This window comes from Pelomonas parva (assembly GCF_043555835.1).
GTDB lineage: Bacteria > Pseudomonadota > Gammaproteobacteria > Burkholderiales > Burkholderiaceae_C > Pelomonas > Pelomonas parva.
In genome coordinates this window covers 401,830-417,152 of the sequence record NZ_JBIGHV010000004.1, presented here as the reverse complement: position 1 = coordinate 417,152, position 15,323 = coordinate 401,830, and the positions used below count along the sequence as shown (strand labels likewise).

Genomic DNA, 15,323 nt, shown 5'->3' with positions numbered 1-15,323 from the left:
CATTTCAGCGCGATCGGACGATGGCGCCCAGGCCGTGGCGGTCGGCGGCCGCTTTCAGCCGACCGTCGCGCTGGATGCGGGCGACGAAGTCGTCCACTACGCCGAGCCAGGCCGCGTCGCCGGGCTTGACGGCGTAGGCATAGGGGGTCACGAAGAACGGCGACGGCGGCGCGACGAGGCGGGCCCAGTCGGCGCCGTCCAGCAGCCGGCGGCTGTAGGGGTAGTCGGTCATGAAGGCGTCGACGCGGCCGGCCTCCAGCTCGCGTTCGCGCGTGTCCGGCGGGCTCACGATCACCAGCGTCGCATGGCGCAGCGCGCCGGCCATGACGGGCTCCATGAAGGTGCCGGCCTGCACGGCGACGCGCACGCCGGGGCGGTCCAGGTCCTCCCAGCGCTGCACGACGCGGCTGCTGCGCGTCGTCACGGCGTAGATGTCGCTCTCCAGATAGGGCCGGCTGAAGCGCAACTGGCGGGCGCGCTGCGGCGTCATGCCGACGGCAAACATGGCCACGTCGCAGCGGTCCTGCAGCAGGTCGTCGACGAGCGTGGCGAAGGACGAATCGACATGGCGCGCCGTGACCTTGAGGTCGGCGGCGAGGGCGGCCGAGAGGTCGATGTCGATGCCGGCGAGCTGGCCGGTGCGCGGGTGGCGCAGCGACACGCCGTAGTAGTCGGGCCAGATGCACACGCGCAGCTCGCCGCGTTGCTGGACTTGCTGCAGGACCGGCGTGGGCGGCGCAGCGACGGCGCTTGCCGCCGCCAGGGCCACGGCGGCGCACAAGGTGGCGCGCGTCATCGGACGCCGCGCCAGCCTCAAGCCCCGGCCCTCGGCGGCGCGGCCGGGTCGATGCGGTCGCGCAGCGCGATCAGCTCCGGCGCGTGGGCGACAAAGGCGGCGACGATCTCCGGGTCGAAGGCGCTGCCGGCCTGCTCGGCCAGCATCGCCAGGCCGCAGTCGTCGGCGCGCGCCGGGCGGAAATGGCGGTGCATCGTCAAGGCGTCGAAATAGTCCACGACCGCAACGATACGCGCGGACAGCGGGATCGCCTTGCCGCGCAGCCCCTGCGGGTAGCCGCTGCCGTCCCAGCGCTCGCGGTGGTGCAGCGCAATCTCGGCGGCCAGCGCGAACAGCGGCAGGCGCGAGCTGCCCAGCAGCGCCGCGCCGCGCTGTGGCTGCGCGTGGCGGCGGCGGCGCTCCTCGGCGGAGGTCAGCGGCCAGGCGGGCTCGAAGGGCGCTGTGGGGTCGGTCTCGCCCACGTCGTGCAGCGGCGCGGCCAGGCGCAGCAGCTGTGCGGTGTCGGCATCCAGCCCGAGGTGGCGCGCCAGGGCTTCGGCGAGATGACCCAGACGCACGCGGTGGGCGCGCGCGTCGGCTTCGTGGCGGGCATCCGCAGCCTGCTGCAGAGGCGTCGACGCAGCGCGGCTGGCGGGCGCCAACGTGTCGGGGAGGGCGGGTGAGGGCATGGCAGATTCCGGTCAGACGCCTGAATTATCGAATGCAACCGTTTCTATCAAATATGCCCCACTCGGCATGCGCTGGCAAATTCGGCAAAATGCCACGCGTGCAACCCACCCCCACCGTCCCCGACACCTGCTCCACCACCGAGGCCGCCCAGCGGCTGGGCCTGGCCGTGCGTTCCGTGCAATTGATGGTGGACCGCGGCGACCTGCAGGCCTGGAAGACGCCCGGCGGCCACCGCCGCATCCTGCGCAGTTCGCTGGACGCCTGGCTGGCGGCGCGCGGCGCCACCCCCGCGACGCCGGTGACGCCTGGGCCGGCTGCGGCCAGCGCCGGGCGGCCGACGACGCTGCTGCTGATCGAGGACTCGGTGCACTTCCAGAACCTCATCAGCCTGATCGTCAAACGCGAGCTGCCCGACGCCGACCTGCACGTCGCCGCCGACGGCATCGCCGGCCTGGCGCTGGCTGGCCGGCTGGAGCCCGACGTGCTGCTCATCGACATCCTGCTGCCCGGCATCGACGGCGCGGCGCTGATCTCCAGCCTGCGCTCGCACCCGCAGTTCGCGCGCTCCCGCCTTATCGTCGTCACCGCGCTGGACGAAGCCCAGCGCGCGCCCTACCGCTTCGCGCTGGAGGGCGTGCCGGTGGTGCACAAGACCGCGCTGGTCACCGAGCTGCCGCCGCTGCTGGCCCAGGTCGCCGCAGCCCCGCTGGCCAACTGACGCGCCCGGCATGGCCGCCCGCCTGCTGCTGATCGAGGACGATGCTTCGATCAGCCGTTTCGTCGAGCTGGCGCTGGAGGAGCTGCCCGGCCACGACCCCGCCGCGCCGGCCGTCGAACTGCATGCCGTGGCCAACCTGGCCCAGGCCCGCGCGGCGCTGGCGGCCGGCGGCTGGAGCCTCGTCATCAGCGACCTGATGCTGCCCGACGGTTCGGCCGAGGTGCTGCTCACCGACGGCCTGGCGCTGGCCGACGGCGCGCCGCCCTGGGTTGTCTTCAGCGCTGGCGTGCATGAGGACCGCCACCTCGCGCTGGCCGCGCGCGGTGTCGCCCGCACGCTGTGCAAGCCGGTGCCGCTGGCCGAGCTGCTGGGCACGGTGGCCGAGCTGCTGCGCCTGGCCCCGCCCGCCGCGCCGGCGGTGAAGGGGGCCGGCCCGGTGCACACGCACTTCGGCGGCGACCAGGCGCTCTACGACAGCTTCCGCGCCGGCTGCATCACGCGTTTCGCCGACGACCTGGCCCAGGGCGACGCGGCCCTTGCCAGCGCCGACGCCGCCACGCTGCGCCGCGTGGCGCATGGGCTGAAGGCGGTGCTGGAGATGCTGGGCGAGCCGGGGCTGTCCGCCCACGCCGGCGCGCTGGAGGCGGCGCTCGAACACGGGCGCCCGGGCGACCAGACCCTGGCTGGCCGCTGGGCCGCGCTGGCCGACGGCCTGGCCGGTCTTGGCGTCCAGCGGCGCGGCGGATTTGGCGAATCCGGCCCTGACACCTGAATCAGGTGTGGGTTGCGATGTGCAGTGATATCAATAAATTTGATAATCACCGCAGTTCATTTCAGCAAGTCGACCATGACCCCCTTTTGCCGCCGCGCCGCCCTTGTCCTGCCCCTTGCCGGCCCGGGCCACTGCTGGGCGTCATGACGATGCACGCCGTGCTCTACGTCGAGGACGACCCGGTCAACGCGTTACTGATGCAAGGCATCCTGGACCTGCGGCCTGGCCTGCGGCTGCAGGTCGCGCGCAGCGGCGCCGAGGCGCTGCGCCTGGTGGCCGAGCAGCGTGTCGACCTGCTGCTGTGCGACCAGCGCCTGCCCGATGCCACCGGCGACACGCTGCTGGGCGAGTTGCGCCAGGCCGGCCTCGCGGCCACCGTGCCGGCGCTGCTGGTGACGGCGGAATCGGAATACCTCGCCGCCGACCTGGCCCGCCGAGGCGGCTTCGACGGTTATTGGTCCAAGCCGCTGGACCTGGCGGCGACGCTGCGTAGCCTGGAGCGCTGGTTGGGGTGAAGTCCCCCGACCGAGGGCAGGCGCACCGCGCTCACTGGGCACGCCGCGTCCGGCCTCAACCCCCGAGGGGGCGGCGATGCTTGCCCTGACACAAATCTTTGCGCATCGGCCACACGGCCTTGCGCGTTCGGCGTGATCCTTCGCCCCAACGACGGAGACCGCCGATGAACAAGAACCGCCGCCTGCTGCTGAGCAGCGCCGCCGCCCTTGCGGGCACGACCCTGCTGGCCCGCCCCGGCCTGGCCGCCCCCGGCCCTGCCCTGAGCGCCGACGAGCGCGCGCTGCATGCGCTAAACCGGCTCGGCTACGGCCCGCGCCCGGCCGATGCGGCGGCCATCGCCGAGCAGGGCGCCGAGAAGTGGCTGGAGCGCTTCCTCACCGAGCAGCTCGAACCGCGCCGGCTGGCCCAGCCCGCCGCGCTGACCGAGCGCCTGGCCGGCCTGGAGGTGCTCAAGCTAAGCCAGGGCGAACTGCTGGGCCGCTACCGCGAGGCCACCAGGGCCGCACGCGAGGCGCGGCGCGAGCAGGCCAAGGGCGAGGCGCCCAGCATGGACGCGCTGAACGCCGTGCGCGAGCAGGTGCGCCCCCTCGTGCAGCAGGCCGCCACGGCGCGGCTGGCGCGCGCGCTGCAGAGCCCGGCGCAGCTGGAGGAGGTGCTGGCCGAGTTCTGGTTCAACCACTTCAACGTCTTCGCCGGCAAGAACGCGGTGGGTGTGCTGATCGCGGACTATGAGCAGCACGCCATCCGCCCGCATGTGCTGGGGCGCTTTCGCGACATGCTGGGCGCCACGGCCCGGCACCCGGCCATGCTGATCTATCTGGACAACGCGCAGAGCGTGGCGGCCGGCACCGCCCGCCCGGGTGCGGAGCGCCGCAGCGGGCTCAACGAGAACTACGCCCGCGAGCTGATGGAGCTGCACACGCTGGGCGTGGACGGCGGCTACACGCAGCGCGACGTGACCGAGCTGGCGCGCATGCTGACCGGCTGGGGCGTGGACCAGCGCCAGGGGGCGGGTGACGCCTTCGAGTTCAACGCGCGCCGCCATGACAACGGCGGCAAGACCTGGCTCGGCCAGCCGGTGGCTGGCGCGGGCATGAGTGAAGGCGTGCGCGCGCTGGACGTGCTGGCCGCCCACCCGGCCACGGCCCGCCACCTGGCGCGCAAGTTCGCGCAGGCCTTCGTCGCCGACGAGCCGCCGGCCCCCCTCGTCGACAAGCTTGCCGACAACTTCCGCGCCACCGGCGGCGACCTGCGCGAGTTCACGCGCACGCTGATCCGTGCCGATGAGTTCTGGAGCCGCAGCGCCTGGCAGGCCAAGTTCAAGACGCCCTACCAGTACCTGCTGTCCAGCATGCGCGCGCTGGACTTGCCGCTGGCCAACCCGCAGCCGCTGCAGCAGGCGCTGGTCCAGGCCGGCCAGCCGCTCTACGGTGCCGTCACGCCCGACGGCTACAAGAACACGGCCGCTGCCTGGCGCAACCCCGAGGCGCTGACGCAGCGCGTGCAGCTGGCCACGACGCTGGGGCAGCGCAGCGGCGTCACACCCGATAGGCTCGGCACGACGCTGGGCGCTTCGGTCAGTGCGCCGACACGCCGCACGCTGGCGACCGAGCCTGCGGGCCAGCAAGTCGCCCTGCTGCTCGCCAGCCCCGACTTCATGAAGCGCTAAGGACCCGCCATGCTCCGTCGTCAACTCCTCCATTTCGGCGCGTTCACCTTGGGTGGCCTGCCGGTCTCTCTCGTGCGCGCCCAGGGCCAGAACGGTGAGTTCAGACAGAAAAAACTCGTCGTCGTCATGTTGCGCGGTGCGGTGGACGGACTGTCCGTCGTCGCGCCCTACGGCGAGCGCGAATACGCCGCCAGCCGCCCGCAGATCGCGCTGCCGCCGCCCGGCGCCGAGGACGGCCTCATCAAGCTGGACTCGTTGTTCGGCCTGCACCCCGCGCTGCTGCCCTTGAAGCGCCACTGGGACGGCGGCCAGCTCGCCTTCGTGCATGCCAGCGGCTCGCCCGACCCGACGCGCTCGCACTTCGACGCACAGGACTATCTGGAGTCCGGCACGCCCGGCCGCAAGTCCACGCCCGATGGCTGGCTGAACCGCCTGCTGGCCGCGCTGCCCGGCGAGCCCGCGCCCACGCGCGCCATCTCCCAGGGCAGCACGCCGCCACGCATCTTTGCCGGCACCGCCAGCGTCGCCAGCCTGGGCCTGGGGCCCAACGCCCTGCAGCGCCGCGCCATCGACAACCCGCAGATGCAGGCGGGTCTCGCCAAGCTCTACGCCAACGACGCCCAACTCAGCGGCACGCTGCGCGACACGACCGAGGGCCGGGGCGAGATGGCCAGGAGCATGGCCTCGGGCATGGCGCCGGGCGAGCGCTCCATGGACCCCAGCGCCGACGCCGGCGCGCCTTCCGCCCGCAGCTTTGCGGCCGACGCGCGGCGGCTGGGCACGCTGATCCGCAAGGACGCCCACACCCAGCTCGCCTTCACGGCCGTGGGTGGCTGGGACACGCACGTCAACCAGGGCGCCTCGCGCGGCCAGCTCGCCAACCGCCTGGCCAGCCTGAGCGAGGGGCTGGACGCGCTCAGCCTGGGCCTGGGCGATGCGCTGAAGGACACCGTCATCGTCGTCGTCAGCGAGTTCGGCCGCACGTTGCGCCAGAACGGCAACGGCGGCACCGACCATGGCCGGGGCAACGTGATGTGGCTGCTGGGCGGCCCGGTGGCGGGCGGCCGGGTGCTGGGCGACTGGCCGGGGCTGGACAAGCCCGCGCTCGCCGACGGCCGCGACCTGGCCGTGGCCAATGACTTCCGCCAGGTGCTGGCGCCGCTGCTGCAGCGCCACCTGGGGCTGTCGGAAGCCGCACTGGCAACAGTGTTTCCTCAAGCCCCGCAGACTTGGCGCCATGCGGACAAGCTGATGCGCGGCTGAGGCGGCGCCGCAACGACTGGAGGACACCATGAGACAGAACTCGGCGACCTTTGCGTTGTGTCTGAGCGTTGCGGTGCTGGCCTACTGGTTCCTCGTGGCGACGCTGAGCGTCTGACGACCGCCTACGGTCGGTCGAGCTCGATGCGCGCCTCGGTCTGACCGCCCGCCTGTTCGAAGGCGAGCGTGCCGCCGTGCTGCGCCAGCAGCCGCTGCACGATGCCCAGGCCGAGGCCTGATCCCGCTCCCGCATCACCCGCGCCCGGGTTGCGCAGCGACAGGCTGCCGCCCTGCCAGCCGATCGTGATGCAGCCGCCCGCCTGCCCGTGCGTCAGCGCATTGGCCAGCAGGCTGGCCAGCACCAGCTGCAGCACCGGCGCGGGCAGCGCCAGCGCGTCGGCGGGGCCGAGCTGGCAGTCGATGTGCAGCGCCCGGGCGTCCAGCGCGGCGGCATGGGCCAGCACCCAGTCCTCCACCAGCGGCAGGATGGGCGTTGGCGCCACCGGCGCGGTGGCCGGCTCGCGCGCCAGCATCAGCAGCGTCGCCACCGTCTGCTCCATCAGTCGCACCGACGTCTGCAGCGGCAGCAGCTCGCGGCGCTGGGCCGCGTCTGCCTGTGTGTGCAGGCGGTCCAGGCCGATGCGCAGCACGGCTAGCGGCGTGCGCAGCTCGTGGCTGGCGTCGCGGCTGAAGGACTGCTCGCGGGCGATGAAGTCGCGGGTGCGGCCCAGCAGCGCGTCCAGGCTGCGCGTCATGTCGCCGATCTCGTCGCTCGGCTCACCGCCGGGCAGGCGCGGCAAGGCCTGCGGCCGCGCGGCGCGCATGTGCTCGGACAGCCGCGCCAGCGGCCGGCTGACGCGGCGGGCCAGCCACCAGCCCAGCAGGCCTGCCAGGCTCACCACCGCCAGCCCCCAGCCGGCCAGCCACCGCAGCAGCTCGGCGCGCATGGGCCGCACGATCAACTGGCTGCTGACTTCTGCCAGCAGCCAGGGCGGCTGGCCCTCGCGCACCAGCGGCAGCAGGTGGTAGTGGCGGCCTTCGGCGCCGGGCACCTCGCGGCGCCCGGGCTCGTCGGCCAGCGTCGCCGCGACTTCGGCGGGCAGCGTGGCGGCCTGCTCATGCACCTGCATCGGCATCGGTGTGTTGACGGGCGCCGGCCAGCGCCCGTCGCGGACATGCTCGGCGCGCAGCCGCGTGGCTTCGCGGTGCAGCAGCTGTTCGATGAAGCCGTCCTCCACCACGTAGGTGAAGGCCATCGCGAACAACCCGAACAGCGCCGCCACCACCAGGGTGAACGCGGCGAAGGCCAGCATCAGGCGGCGCTGCAGCGTCATGCCGTGTCCCCGGTGTCGAGCCGGTAGCCGATGCCGTGCACCGTGGTCAGCAGCGGTTGGTCGAAGGGTTTGTCCATCACCTGCCGCAGCTGGTGGATGTGGCTGCGCAACGGGTCCGAGTCGGGCGGCTCGTCGTCCCACAGCCGCTGGATCAGGCGGCTGCGCGTCAGCGCGCGCGGGTGGGCTTCCATCAGCAGGCGCAGGATCGCCAGCGGCGTGGGCGGCAGCGCCAGCCGCTGACCATCGCGAAAGGCCTCCTGCGCGCGCCGGTCCAGGCTCAGCGGGCCCACGCGCAGCAGGTAGTCCTGCCCGGCCTGGCCGCGCCGCGACAGCGCCTGCACGCGCGCCAGCAGCTCCTCGCCGTCGAAGGGCTTGACGAGGTAGTCGTCGCCGCCGGCGGCAAAGCCGGCCAGCTTGTCGGGCAGCGTGTCGCGCGCCGTGATCATCAGCACTGGCACATGGCAGGGCGAGGCGGCGCGCAGCTGCTCGCACAGCTGCAGCCCGTCCAGGCCGGGCAGGCCGATGTCCAGCAGCAGCACGTCGGGCGCGTCGCCCAGCGCGGCCTGCAGCGCGAGCCGCCCGTCGCTCGCCTCGGTCACGCGGTGGCCGGCCGCGCGCAGCAGCGCGGCGATCTGCTCGCGCAGCGGGGCGTGGTCCTCGACGAGCAGCAGGTGCGGCATGTGGGCAGTGTCCCTGGATCCGGCAGTTGGGCGCGCCCGAGGGGCGGGCGAGGCGGGCCGCTGGCAAGACGCGCCGACGAAGTGGGCTTCTGCCCACGAGGAGAAGCAACGCCGCCAGCGGCTCGAAGCGCCAGACCAGCGGGCGCGCAGCGCTGTTCATCGAAGTGGTGAACGTCGCCCTGTCGCCAGCGTGTTGATGCCATGAGACTTTCGATGAATAGCAAGCGGTCAGCTGCCTGATCCAGGGCTACCCAGCCAGTTTCTCCAGCGCAGTGCGCGCTTCGGCATTGGCCGGGTCGGCGGCCAGCAGCGCGGTCAGCACCTCGCGCGCCTGCTGCGGCTGTGCCAGCTTGGCATAGGCGCGTGCCAGGCCCAGGCGGAACTGCGCGTGCGCCATGTGCGGGGCGGCCAGCTCCATGACGGCCAGCGCCTGCCGGCGCGCAGCGTCGTCGGTCGCTGCTTCGAACTGGTAGTAGCCCAGCATGGCGATCAGGTCGGTGTTGAAACGCTTGGGCTCGGCGGCCAGCGCAGCGCGCACGCCGCCATGCTCGCCGGCAAGCCAGCGCGTCACCAGCTGCATGCTGGCCTCGTCGCGGAAGGCCGTGCGCGGCTGCAGCGTGCGGCCCAGTTGCGTGACGATGGCCTCGGCCACCAGCGTCGTCGAGAACGGGTTCTGCCCGGTCACCAGCGAGCCGTCGACGACCAGCTTGGGGCTCATCAGCGGCGCCTCCTCCCACTTCGCACCCAGCTCGCGGGCCCGAGTCTCCAGCCAGAACGGGTATTCCTTCGCCCACTTCTTGCCGAACAGCTTTTCCTCTTCGTCGCTGAAGCCCGTCATGCGCCGGCCGGCCACCAGCGGGCGACCGTCGGGCGTCTTCACCTGCAGCAGCGCGGCCGGGCCGTGGCACACCGCCGCCAGCACGCCCTGGTGGGCCGCGAGCAGGTTGAGCAGTGCGGTGTCGCGCGGCAGGTCGAACATCGCGCCCTTGCCGCCGATCAGGAAGATGGCCGCGTGTTCGCCGGGCTTCACGTCCTGCGTGCGGCGGGTCTGCTGCAGCTGGCGTACACCGTCGGCATCGGCCAGGAATGCAGCGATGTGGTCGTCGCGCGGGTTGTGGCGGTCGGCCACGACGGCGCCGCCGGCCGGGCTGGCGATCTGCACCTGCAGCCCGTTGGCGCGCAGCGTCAGCCAGGCCATGGCCAACTCGTCCATCTCGAAGCCGGGGCGGCTGATGGTCGTGCCCTCGGAGCGGCCTTCGCTGGAGATGACGAGCAGCACGCTGGGTGCGGTGGTGGTAGCTATGGCGGGCAGGCCAAGGGACGCGGTGAGGCTGGCGGCAAGCAGGAGGCGGCGCATGGTGGGAGCCCTGGGTAGTTGAGGTGCCGCCAATGTGCTCGGCCGATGTGAAGCGGAAGTCAAGAGGCGCCCGCCGCGCCCGGACTGTCCGCCCACTGTCCGCGGACACCGTCCGCCGCGCCAAGTGATTGATTCATAACGACCGGGCCGCTGGCACATGGCTTGCGAACTACCTGGCCATGAACACCCGTTTCCGCGACACCTCCGAACAGGACCGTCCGCTCGCCACCCGGTCTCGGCGCTGGCCCGTGCTGGTCATCGCCGGCGTGGCCATTGCTGCCGCCATCGCGCTGCTGGGCGGCGGGCGCGTCAAGCAGATGCTGTCCGCCGATGCGGCCGTCAGCGCCGCGCGCTTGAACATCGCCGCCGTCGACATCGGCCCGCTGACGCGCGACGTGGCCGGCGAGGGCCGTGTCGTCGCCGCGCAGAGCCCCACGCTGTTCGCGCCCGGTGCCGGCACCGTGACGCTGGTCGTGCGCGCGGGCGACCCGGTCAAGCAGGGCCAGGTGCTGGCCCGTGTGGACTCGCCCGAGCTGACCAACCGCCTCGCGCAGGAGCGCAGCCAGGTCGACGCGTTGCGGGCCGACCTGGCGCGCGCCGAGGTCGAGGCGCGCCAGCAGTCCGCCGCGTTGCAGAGTGCGTTCGAGAACGCCCGCATCGACCAGCAGACGGCGCAGAACGACCTGGCCCGCCAGACGCAGGCCTTCGAGGCCGGCGCCACGGCGCGCATGCAGGTGGAGCGTGCGCAGGACGCTTTGGCCAAGGCGAAGCTGGCGCTGGACCAGGCCGCGGGCCTGCGCGGGTTGAAGACCGACAGCCTCAGGTTGGACGTGCAGGCCAAGCAGAGCGCGCTGGCCCGCCAGCAGCTGCTGGCTGCCGACCTGGAGCGCCAGGTGACGGAGCTGGCCGTGCGTTCCCCGGTGGACGGTCAGGTGGGCCAGCTCTTCATCGCCGACCGCACCAACGTCGCCCGTGACGCCAAGCTGCTGTCCGTCATCGACCTGTCGGCGCTGGAGGTGCAGATGCAGGTGGCCGAGAGCTTTGCGCGCGAGCTGCAGCCGGGGATGCCGGGGGAGATCTCGGGCAATGGGCAGCAGTGGCGCGGGCTGGTCAGTTCGGTGTCGCCGGAGGTCGTGAATGGCGAGGTGGCGGCGCGGTTGCGGTTTGATGGCAAGCAGCCGGAGCAGTTGCGGCAGAACCAGCGGTTGTCGGTGCGGGTGTTGCTGGATAGGCGGGACAAGGTGCTGGGTGTGGCGCGGGGCAGCTTCGTGGATGAGGGCGGCGGCAGCCATGCCTATGTGGTGCGGGGCGGGCATGCGGAGAAGGTCGCGGTGAAGCTGGGCGTTCGGTCGCTGGACCGGGTGGAGGTGATCTCTGGTTTGGCGGTGGGGGACCGGGTGGTCATCTCCGGGGCGGAGAACTTCAAGGGCGCGGAGCGCGTCTTGATTGCGGATTGAGGGTTTGGGCGTGATGTTTGATCGGGTTGCTTTTGCGGAGAGTGCTGCTGATCGCTGCATTGCCGGGAGTCCGTCCCGGCGGCCGGGTAACTTTCTTCTGCGGGGCCAGAAGAAAGTCACCAAAGAAGAGGCCCTGAACCGCACACCTGCACCACAGGCCCGCACCGCTCATGGCAACAACCAATCGTCGTGTGGGCAGACGCGACCCGCTTCGCTCTCGCTGCTGTCCTTGTCACCCGCATCACTCATCGCACCTTCAGCCCGCTTAACGCGCGGCTGCACGCCGTGCTCACGAGAAGTACCGAAGACAGCGGCGCTCGGGCGCCGCGGCGGTTCTGTGCTCCTCGTAGGTTGGGGTGAGCACAGCGAACCCCAACACTTCCCGAACCGACCAGCGTTGGGGTTAGCACCCCAACCTACGCGTCGCCCCAGCGACGCTGCATTGGCATTCCCTGGTGAGCCCGGCGTGCAGCCGGCGTTAACGGGCGTGAGGGGGCGATGGATGGTGCTCTTCACAGGGACAGCAGCGAGAGCGAAGCGGGTCGCGTCTGCCCGAAACGCCAGTGGATGTTTTCGCGCGCCGCTCATCGCGGCGTCGCGGTCGTGTGCGGTTCAGGGCCGCTTCTTTGGTGACTTTCTTCTGGCCCCGCAGAAGAAAGTTACCCCGCCGCCGGGCGGGACTCCCGGCACGGTACTCGCCGCCAGGCAAGGGCAACTCAGACAACCAAGCTGTCGGCAAAACCGAACGAGCTAACTCAACTTTCGAGTGAACAGGACACCCCCATGCTCCAGATGGAAAAACTGCAGAAGGTCTACCGCACCGAAATGGTCGAGACCTACGCGCTGCGCGACTTCAACCTGACCGTCAACGAAGGCGAGTTCGTCGCCGTCACCGGCCCGTCCGGCTCCGGCAAGACCACCTTCCTGACCATCGCCGGCCTGCTCGAAGCCTTCAGCGGCGGTAGCTACAAGCTGGACGGCATCGACGTCTCCCGCATGGGCGACGGCGAGCGCTCGCGCATCCGTAACCAGAAGATCGGCTTCATCTTCCAGGCCTTCAACCTGATCCCGGACCTCAACGTCCTCGACAACATCGAGGTGCCGCTGCGCTACCGCGGCTTCGGCGCCGCCGAGCGCCGCAAGCGCGCTGCCGATTCGCTGGCCCGCGTGGGCCTGTCGGCGCGTGGCAAACACTACCCGGCGGAACTGTCCGGCGGCCAGCAGCAGCGTGTGGCGATTGCCCGCGCGCTGGCCGGCGAGCCGCGCCTGCTGCTGGCCGACGAGCCCACCGGCAACCTCGACAGCGCGATGGCGCGCAGCGTCATGGAGCTGCTGGAAGAGCTGCACCGCGACGGCGCCACCATCGTCATGGTCACGCACGACCCGCAGCTCGCCGCGCGCGCGCAGCGCAATGTGCATGTCATCGACGGCCAGGTCGTGGACCTGACGGCAGAACTGGCTGCGTGATGCGTCCTCTGTTCCTCGCTCTGGTGCTGTCCGCGGCGACAGCCGCCCGCGCCGACGACCTGTTGCAGGTCTGGGCCCAGGCCCGCGCGGCCGACCCGCTGCTGCGCCAGGCCGCCGCGCTGTCCGGCGCTCAGGAGGCCTCCGCCCGCGAGGCCCGCGCGGCGCTGCTGCCGCAGTGGCAGCTGCAACGCAGCGAGCAGCGCCAGACTGGCGGCAACCGCTGGAACACCACCACCAGCAGCCTCAGCCAGACCCTCGTCGACCTGGCCGCGCTGCGCGAATGGGACGCCAGCCGCAGCCAGGCCTCGGCCCAGGCGGCGCGCCTGGCCGCCGCCGAGCAGGCCGCACGCCAACGCGTGGCCGAGGCCTACTTCGGCCTGCTGTCGGCCCAGGCCCAGCTCGCCACCGCGCGCGCCAACGAGGACGCCTTCGCCCGCCAGGTCAGCGAGGCCGACACCCGCTTCAAGGCCGGCCTCTCGGCCCAGGTCGAGGCCGACCAATCGCGCGCCTACCGCGAGCTGGCCCGCACCGGCACGCTCGCCGCTGAAGCCGCCGTGGCCGATGCCCGCGAGGCGCTGGCCGAGCTGACCGGCAGCGCACCGGCCACGCTGCAGCCGCTGCGCCAGGCACTCGCCGCCCAGCCCCTGCCCGACGACGCCGAAGCCTGGACGCGCCGCGCCGAGACCGCCAACCCCGCGCTGCGCGCGCTGCAGCTCGACGTACAGGCAAGCGAGCAGCGCATCTCGTCCGCCCGCGCCGGCCATCTGCCGACGCTCAGCCTCGGCGTGGACACGCAACGCCTGCGCGGTGACGGCGTGCCGCCGCTGGACGCCGGCCGCACGCCCACGCAGGTCGCGCTGCGGCTGACCGTGCCGCTGTTCGCCGGCGGCGCCACCGCAGCGGCCACCGACCGCGCCGGCTTCCAGCGCGACGCCGCGCGCGAGCAGCTGGAAGCCGGCCGCCGTGCCGTGATGCGCGAGGTGCGCGCCGAACACCTGGCCGTGGGGCAGGGCGCGGTGCAGCTGCAGGCCACGCAGGCCGCCGTCACGGCCGCCGAGCGCGCGCTGGAGTCCACCCGCACCGGCCAGTCGCTCGGCACGCGCAGCACCACCGACCTGCTGCTCGCCATCCAGACGCTGGCCGGCGCGCAGAACGCCCAGACCCAGGCCCGCCACCGCCATGTGCTGGCGCTGCTGGCCCTGCACCGCGCCGCCGGTTCGCTCGGCGACGCCGAACTCGCTGCTGTCAACGCTCTCTTGGAGACACGCTGATGTTTCTTCACTACCTCGAACTCGCCGCCCGCAGCGCCCGCGCCTCCAAGGGCCTGAGCGCGCTGATGGTGCTGGCACTTGCTCTCGGCATCGGTGCCTGCATGACGACGCTGACCGTCTATCACGTGCTGTCCGGCGACCCCATTCCCGCCAAGAGTGCGCGGCTGTTCAACGTGCAGCTGGATGCGTCCGACATGGTCGGCTGGAAGGCGGGCGACGAACCCACCTTCGACCTGACCCGCTTCGACGCGACGGCGCTGCTGCGCGATCGCAAGGCGCTGCGCCAGTCCATGTCGAGCGGCTTCAACACGGCGGTGTCGCTGCCCGACGCGCAGGTCAAGCCCATCTTCACCAGCGTGCGCTACACGTCGGCCGACTTCTTCGCGATGTTCGACGCGCCCTGGCAGTTCGGCGGCAGCTGGAACGCCGCCGACGACGTCAGCGAGGCGCGCGTGGCCGTCATCTCGGCCAGCCTCAACGAGAAGCTGTTCGGCGGTGCCAACAGCGTCGGCCGCGAGGTCGTCGTGCGCGGCCAGCCGCTGCGCGTCATCGGCGTGCTCAAGCCCTGGAACGTGAAGCCCCACTACTGGGACCTGACGCTGGGAAGCTACACCGACACCGAGGACTTCTTTCTGCCGTTCTCGACCGCGATGGCCTTGAAGATGGGCCACTGGGGCAACATGGACTGCTGGGGGCGCGGCGCCGGCGGCGGCAGCCCGCTGGACCTCAACTCGGCCTGCGCCTGGGTGCAGTACTGGGTCGAGTTCGAGAAGCCGGAGGATGCCGGCGCCTACCGCGACTACCTCGTCGCCTACTCCGAGGCGCAGCGCGCGGCCGGGCGCTTCGAGCGCCCGACCAATGTGCGGCTGCGCAACGTCATGGAGTGGCTGGGCGCGCAGAAGGTGCTGCCCGCCGACGTGCGGCTGCAGACCTGGCTGGCCTTCGGCTTCCTGCTCGTCTGCATCGTCAACATGGTGGGCCTGCTGCTGGCCAAGACGCTGAGGCGGGCCGGCGAGATCGGCGTGCGCCGCGCCCTGGGCGCCACGCGCGGCGACATCTTTGCGCAGTTCGTCGTCGAGGCCGGGCTGCTGGGCCTGGTGGGCGCCGTGCTGGGCCTGCTGTTCGCCAATGCCGGCCTGTGGCTGGTGCGCCAGAGCCCCAACGACTACGCCCGCCTGGCCGAGCTGGACGCGTCCATGCTGGCGCTGACGCTGGGCCTGGCGTTGGTCGCCAGCCTGTGCGCCGGCCTGCTGCCGGCGTGGCGCGCCGCGCTCGTTACCCCCGCTGTTCAATTGAAAGTTTCTTGACTTGTGTGCCAGACCGCCCGAGCGAAGCGAGTAGCTCTGGCACCAACTGA

At 71.9% G+C, this 15,323-nt stretch carries 14 protein-coding genes; 9 read left to right on the top strand and 5 right to left on the bottom strand.

The window, feature by feature from the left end:
- Positions 1-4: 4 nt before the first annotated feature.
- Together ACG00Y_RS12620 and ACG00Y_RS12615 are read right to left on the bottom strand one after the other, a co-directional pair.
- The gene (locus ACG00Y_RS12620; RefSeq protein ID WP_394479273.1) at positions 5-796 is read right to left on the bottom strand and encodes an ABC transporter substrate-binding protein; all 792 of its coding nucleotides are present in this window, start codon (positions 794-796) and stop codon (positions 5-7) included.
- Between the two features lie 17 nt (positions 797-813).
- A complete protein-coding gene (locus tag ACG00Y_RS12615; protein WP_394479271.1) occupies positions 814-1,464 on the bottom strand; it encodes an HD-GYP domain-containing protein in 651 nt (216 codons plus the stop codon).
- 89 nt (positions 1,465-1,553) lie between these two features.
- Between ACG00Y_RS12615 and ACG00Y_RS12610 the strand changes: the two genes are divergently transcribed.
- The 5 genes from ACG00Y_RS12610 (at position 1,554) to ACG00Y_RS12590 (ending at position 6,403) form a co-directional block, all read left to right on the top strand.
- Complete coding sequence (locus tag ACG00Y_RS12610) at positions 1,554-2,183, top strand: helix-turn-helix domain-containing protein (protein ID WP_394479269.1); 630 nt, start codon at positions 1,554-1,556, stop codon at positions 2,181-2,183.
- Positions 2,184-2,193: 10 nt separating this feature from the next.
- Positions 2,194-2,955: a DNA-binding transcriptional response regulator gene (locus ACG00Y_RS12605; protein ID WP_394479267.1), complete on the top strand. Its 762-nt coding sequence runs from the start codon at positions 2,194-2,196 to the stop codon at positions 2,953-2,955.
- A 143-nt stretch (positions 2,956-3,098) separates the two neighbouring features.
- Positions 3,099-3,470: a response regulator gene (locus tag ACG00Y_RS12600; RefSeq protein WP_394479265.1), complete on the top strand. Its 372-nt coding sequence runs from the start codon at positions 3,099-3,101 to the stop codon at positions 3,468-3,470.
- A gap of 164 nt (positions 3,471-3,634) precedes the next feature.
- Positions 3,635-5,140, top strand: coding sequence for a DUF1800 domain-containing protein (locus ACG00Y_RS12595; protein ID WP_394479263.1), 1,506 nt, complete (start codon positions 3,635-3,637; stop codon positions 5,138-5,140).
- Positions 5,141-5,149: 9 nt separating this feature from the next.
- Positions 5,150-6,403 (top strand): DUF1501 domain-containing protein, encoded by a 1,254-nt coding sequence (locus ACG00Y_RS12590; RefSeq protein ID WP_394479262.1) that lies wholly within the window; start codon positions 5,150-5,152, stop codon positions 6,401-6,403.
- A gap of 122 nt (positions 6,404-6,525) precedes the next feature.
- On the opposite strand, the gene ACG00Y_RS12585 is transcribed toward ACG00Y_RS12590, so the two are convergent.
- The 3 genes from ACG00Y_RS12585 to ACG00Y_RS12575 all read right to left on the bottom strand — a co-directional run bounded on the left by ACG00Y_RS12585 (position 6,526) and on the right by ACG00Y_RS12575 (position 9,771).
- Positions 6,526-7,734: a histidine kinase dimerization/phospho-acceptor domain-containing protein gene (locus ACG00Y_RS12585; protein WP_394479260.1), complete on the bottom strand. Its 1,209-nt coding sequence runs from the start codon at positions 7,732-7,734 to the stop codon at positions 6,526-6,528.
- Positions 7,731-8,414 carry a response regulator transcription factor gene (locus ACG00Y_RS12580; RefSeq protein ID WP_394479258.1) on the bottom strand — a complete coding sequence of 228 codons (684 nt, stop codon included), beginning with the start codon at positions 8,412-8,414 and terminating at the stop codon, positions 7,731-7,733. The genes ACG00Y_RS12585 and ACG00Y_RS12580 overlap by 4 nt, the downstream gene beginning before the upstream one ends.
- 247 nt (positions 8,415-8,661) lie before the next feature.
- On the bottom strand, positions 8,662-9,771 hold the full coding sequence (locus tag ACG00Y_RS12575) for a DJ-1/PfpI family protein (RefSeq protein WP_394479256.1): 1,110 nt from the start codon (positions 9,769-9,771) through the stop codon (positions 8,662-8,664).
- 179 nt (positions 9,772-9,950) lie between these two features.
- On the opposite strand from ACG00Y_RS12575, the gene ACG00Y_RS12570 reads away from it, so the two are divergent.
- From ACG00Y_RS12570 to ACG00Y_RS12555, 4 genes are all read left to right on the top strand, one after another.
- Positions 9,951-11,228 (top strand): efflux RND transporter periplasmic adaptor subunit, encoded by a 1,278-nt coding sequence (locus ACG00Y_RS12570; protein WP_394479255.1) that lies wholly within the window; start codon positions 9,951-9,953, stop codon positions 11,226-11,228.
- A gap of 783 nt (positions 11,229-12,011) precedes the next feature.
- Positions 12,012-12,695, top strand: coding sequence for an ABC transporter ATP-binding protein (locus ACG00Y_RS12565; RefSeq protein WP_394479253.1), 684 nt, complete (start codon positions 12,012-12,014; stop codon positions 12,693-12,695).
- Positions 12,695-13,966, top strand: coding sequence for a TolC family outer membrane protein (locus ACG00Y_RS12560; protein WP_394479251.1), 1,272 nt, complete (start codon positions 12,695-12,697; stop codon positions 13,964-13,966). The genes ACG00Y_RS12565 and ACG00Y_RS12560 overlap by 1 nt, the downstream gene beginning before the upstream one ends.
- A complete protein-coding gene (locus ACG00Y_RS12555) occupies positions 13,966-15,273 on the top strand; it encodes an ABC transporter permease (RefSeq protein WP_394479250.1) in 1,308 nt (435 codons plus the stop codon). Before ACG00Y_RS12560 ends, ACG00Y_RS12555 begins: the two co-directional genes overlap by 1 nt.
- Positions 15,274-15,323 lie beyond the last annotated feature (50 nt).

What these genes read in the sequence shown, in the direction of transcription:
- ACG00Y_RS12595 (WP_394479263.1), top strand. Translation starts at nt 3,635, where the DNA reads ATGAACAAGAACCGCCGCCTGCTGCTGAGCAGCGCCGCCGCCCTTGCG.
- ACG00Y_RS12590 (WP_394479262.1), top strand. Translation starts at nt 5,150, where the DNA reads ATGCTCCGTCGTCAACTCCTCCATTTCGGCGCGTTCACCTTGGGTGGC.
- ACG00Y_RS12585 (WP_394479260.1), bottom strand. Translation starts at nt 7,734, where the DNA reads ATGACGCTGCAGCGCCGCCTGATGCTGGCCTTCGCCGCGTTCACCCTG.
- ACG00Y_RS12570 (WP_394479255.1), top strand. Translation starts at nt 9,951, where the DNA reads ATGAACACCCGTTTCCGCGACACCTCCGAACAGGACCGTCCGCTCGCC.
- ACG00Y_RS12600 (WP_394479265.1), top strand. Translation starts at nt 3,099, where the DNA reads ATGACGATGCACGCCGTGCTCTACGTCGAGGACGACCCGGTCAACGCG.
- ACG00Y_RS12615 (WP_394479271.1), bottom strand. Translation starts at nt 1,464, where the DNA reads ATGCCCTCACCCGCCCTCCCCGACACGTTGGCGCCCGCCAGCCGCGCT.
- ACG00Y_RS12565 (WP_394479253.1), top strand. Translation starts at nt 12,012, where the DNA reads ATGCTCCAGATGGAAAAACTGCAGAAGGTCTACCGCACCGAAATGGTC.
- ACG00Y_RS12610 (WP_394479269.1), top strand. Translation starts at nt 1,554, where the DNA reads ATGCCACGCGTGCAACCCACCCCCACCGTCCCCGACACCTGCTCCACC.
- ACG00Y_RS12605 (WP_394479267.1), top strand. Translation starts at nt 2,194, where the DNA reads ATGGCCGCCCGCCTGCTGCTGATCGAGGACGATGCTTCGATCAGCCGT.
- ACG00Y_RS12560 (WP_394479251.1), top strand. Translation starts at nt 12,695, where the DNA reads ATGCGTCCTCTGTTCCTCGCTCTGGTGCTGTCCGCGGCGACAGCCGCC.
- ACG00Y_RS12555 (WP_394479250.1), top strand. Translation starts at nt 13,966, where the DNA reads ATGTTTCTTCACTACCTCGAACTCGCCGCCCGCAGCGCCCGCGCCTCC.
- ACG00Y_RS12580 (WP_394479258.1), bottom strand. Translation starts at nt 8,414, where the DNA reads ATGCCGCACCTGCTGCTCGTCGAGGACCACGCCCCGCTGCGCGAGCAG.
- ACG00Y_RS12620 (WP_394479273.1), bottom strand. Translation starts at nt 796, where the DNA reads ATGACGCGCGCCACCTTGTGCGCCGCCGTGGCCCTGGCGGCGGCAAGC.
- ACG00Y_RS12575 (WP_394479256.1), bottom strand. Translation starts at nt 9,771, where the DNA reads ATGCGCCGCCTCCTGCTTGCCGCCAGCCTCACCGCGTCCCTTGGCCTG.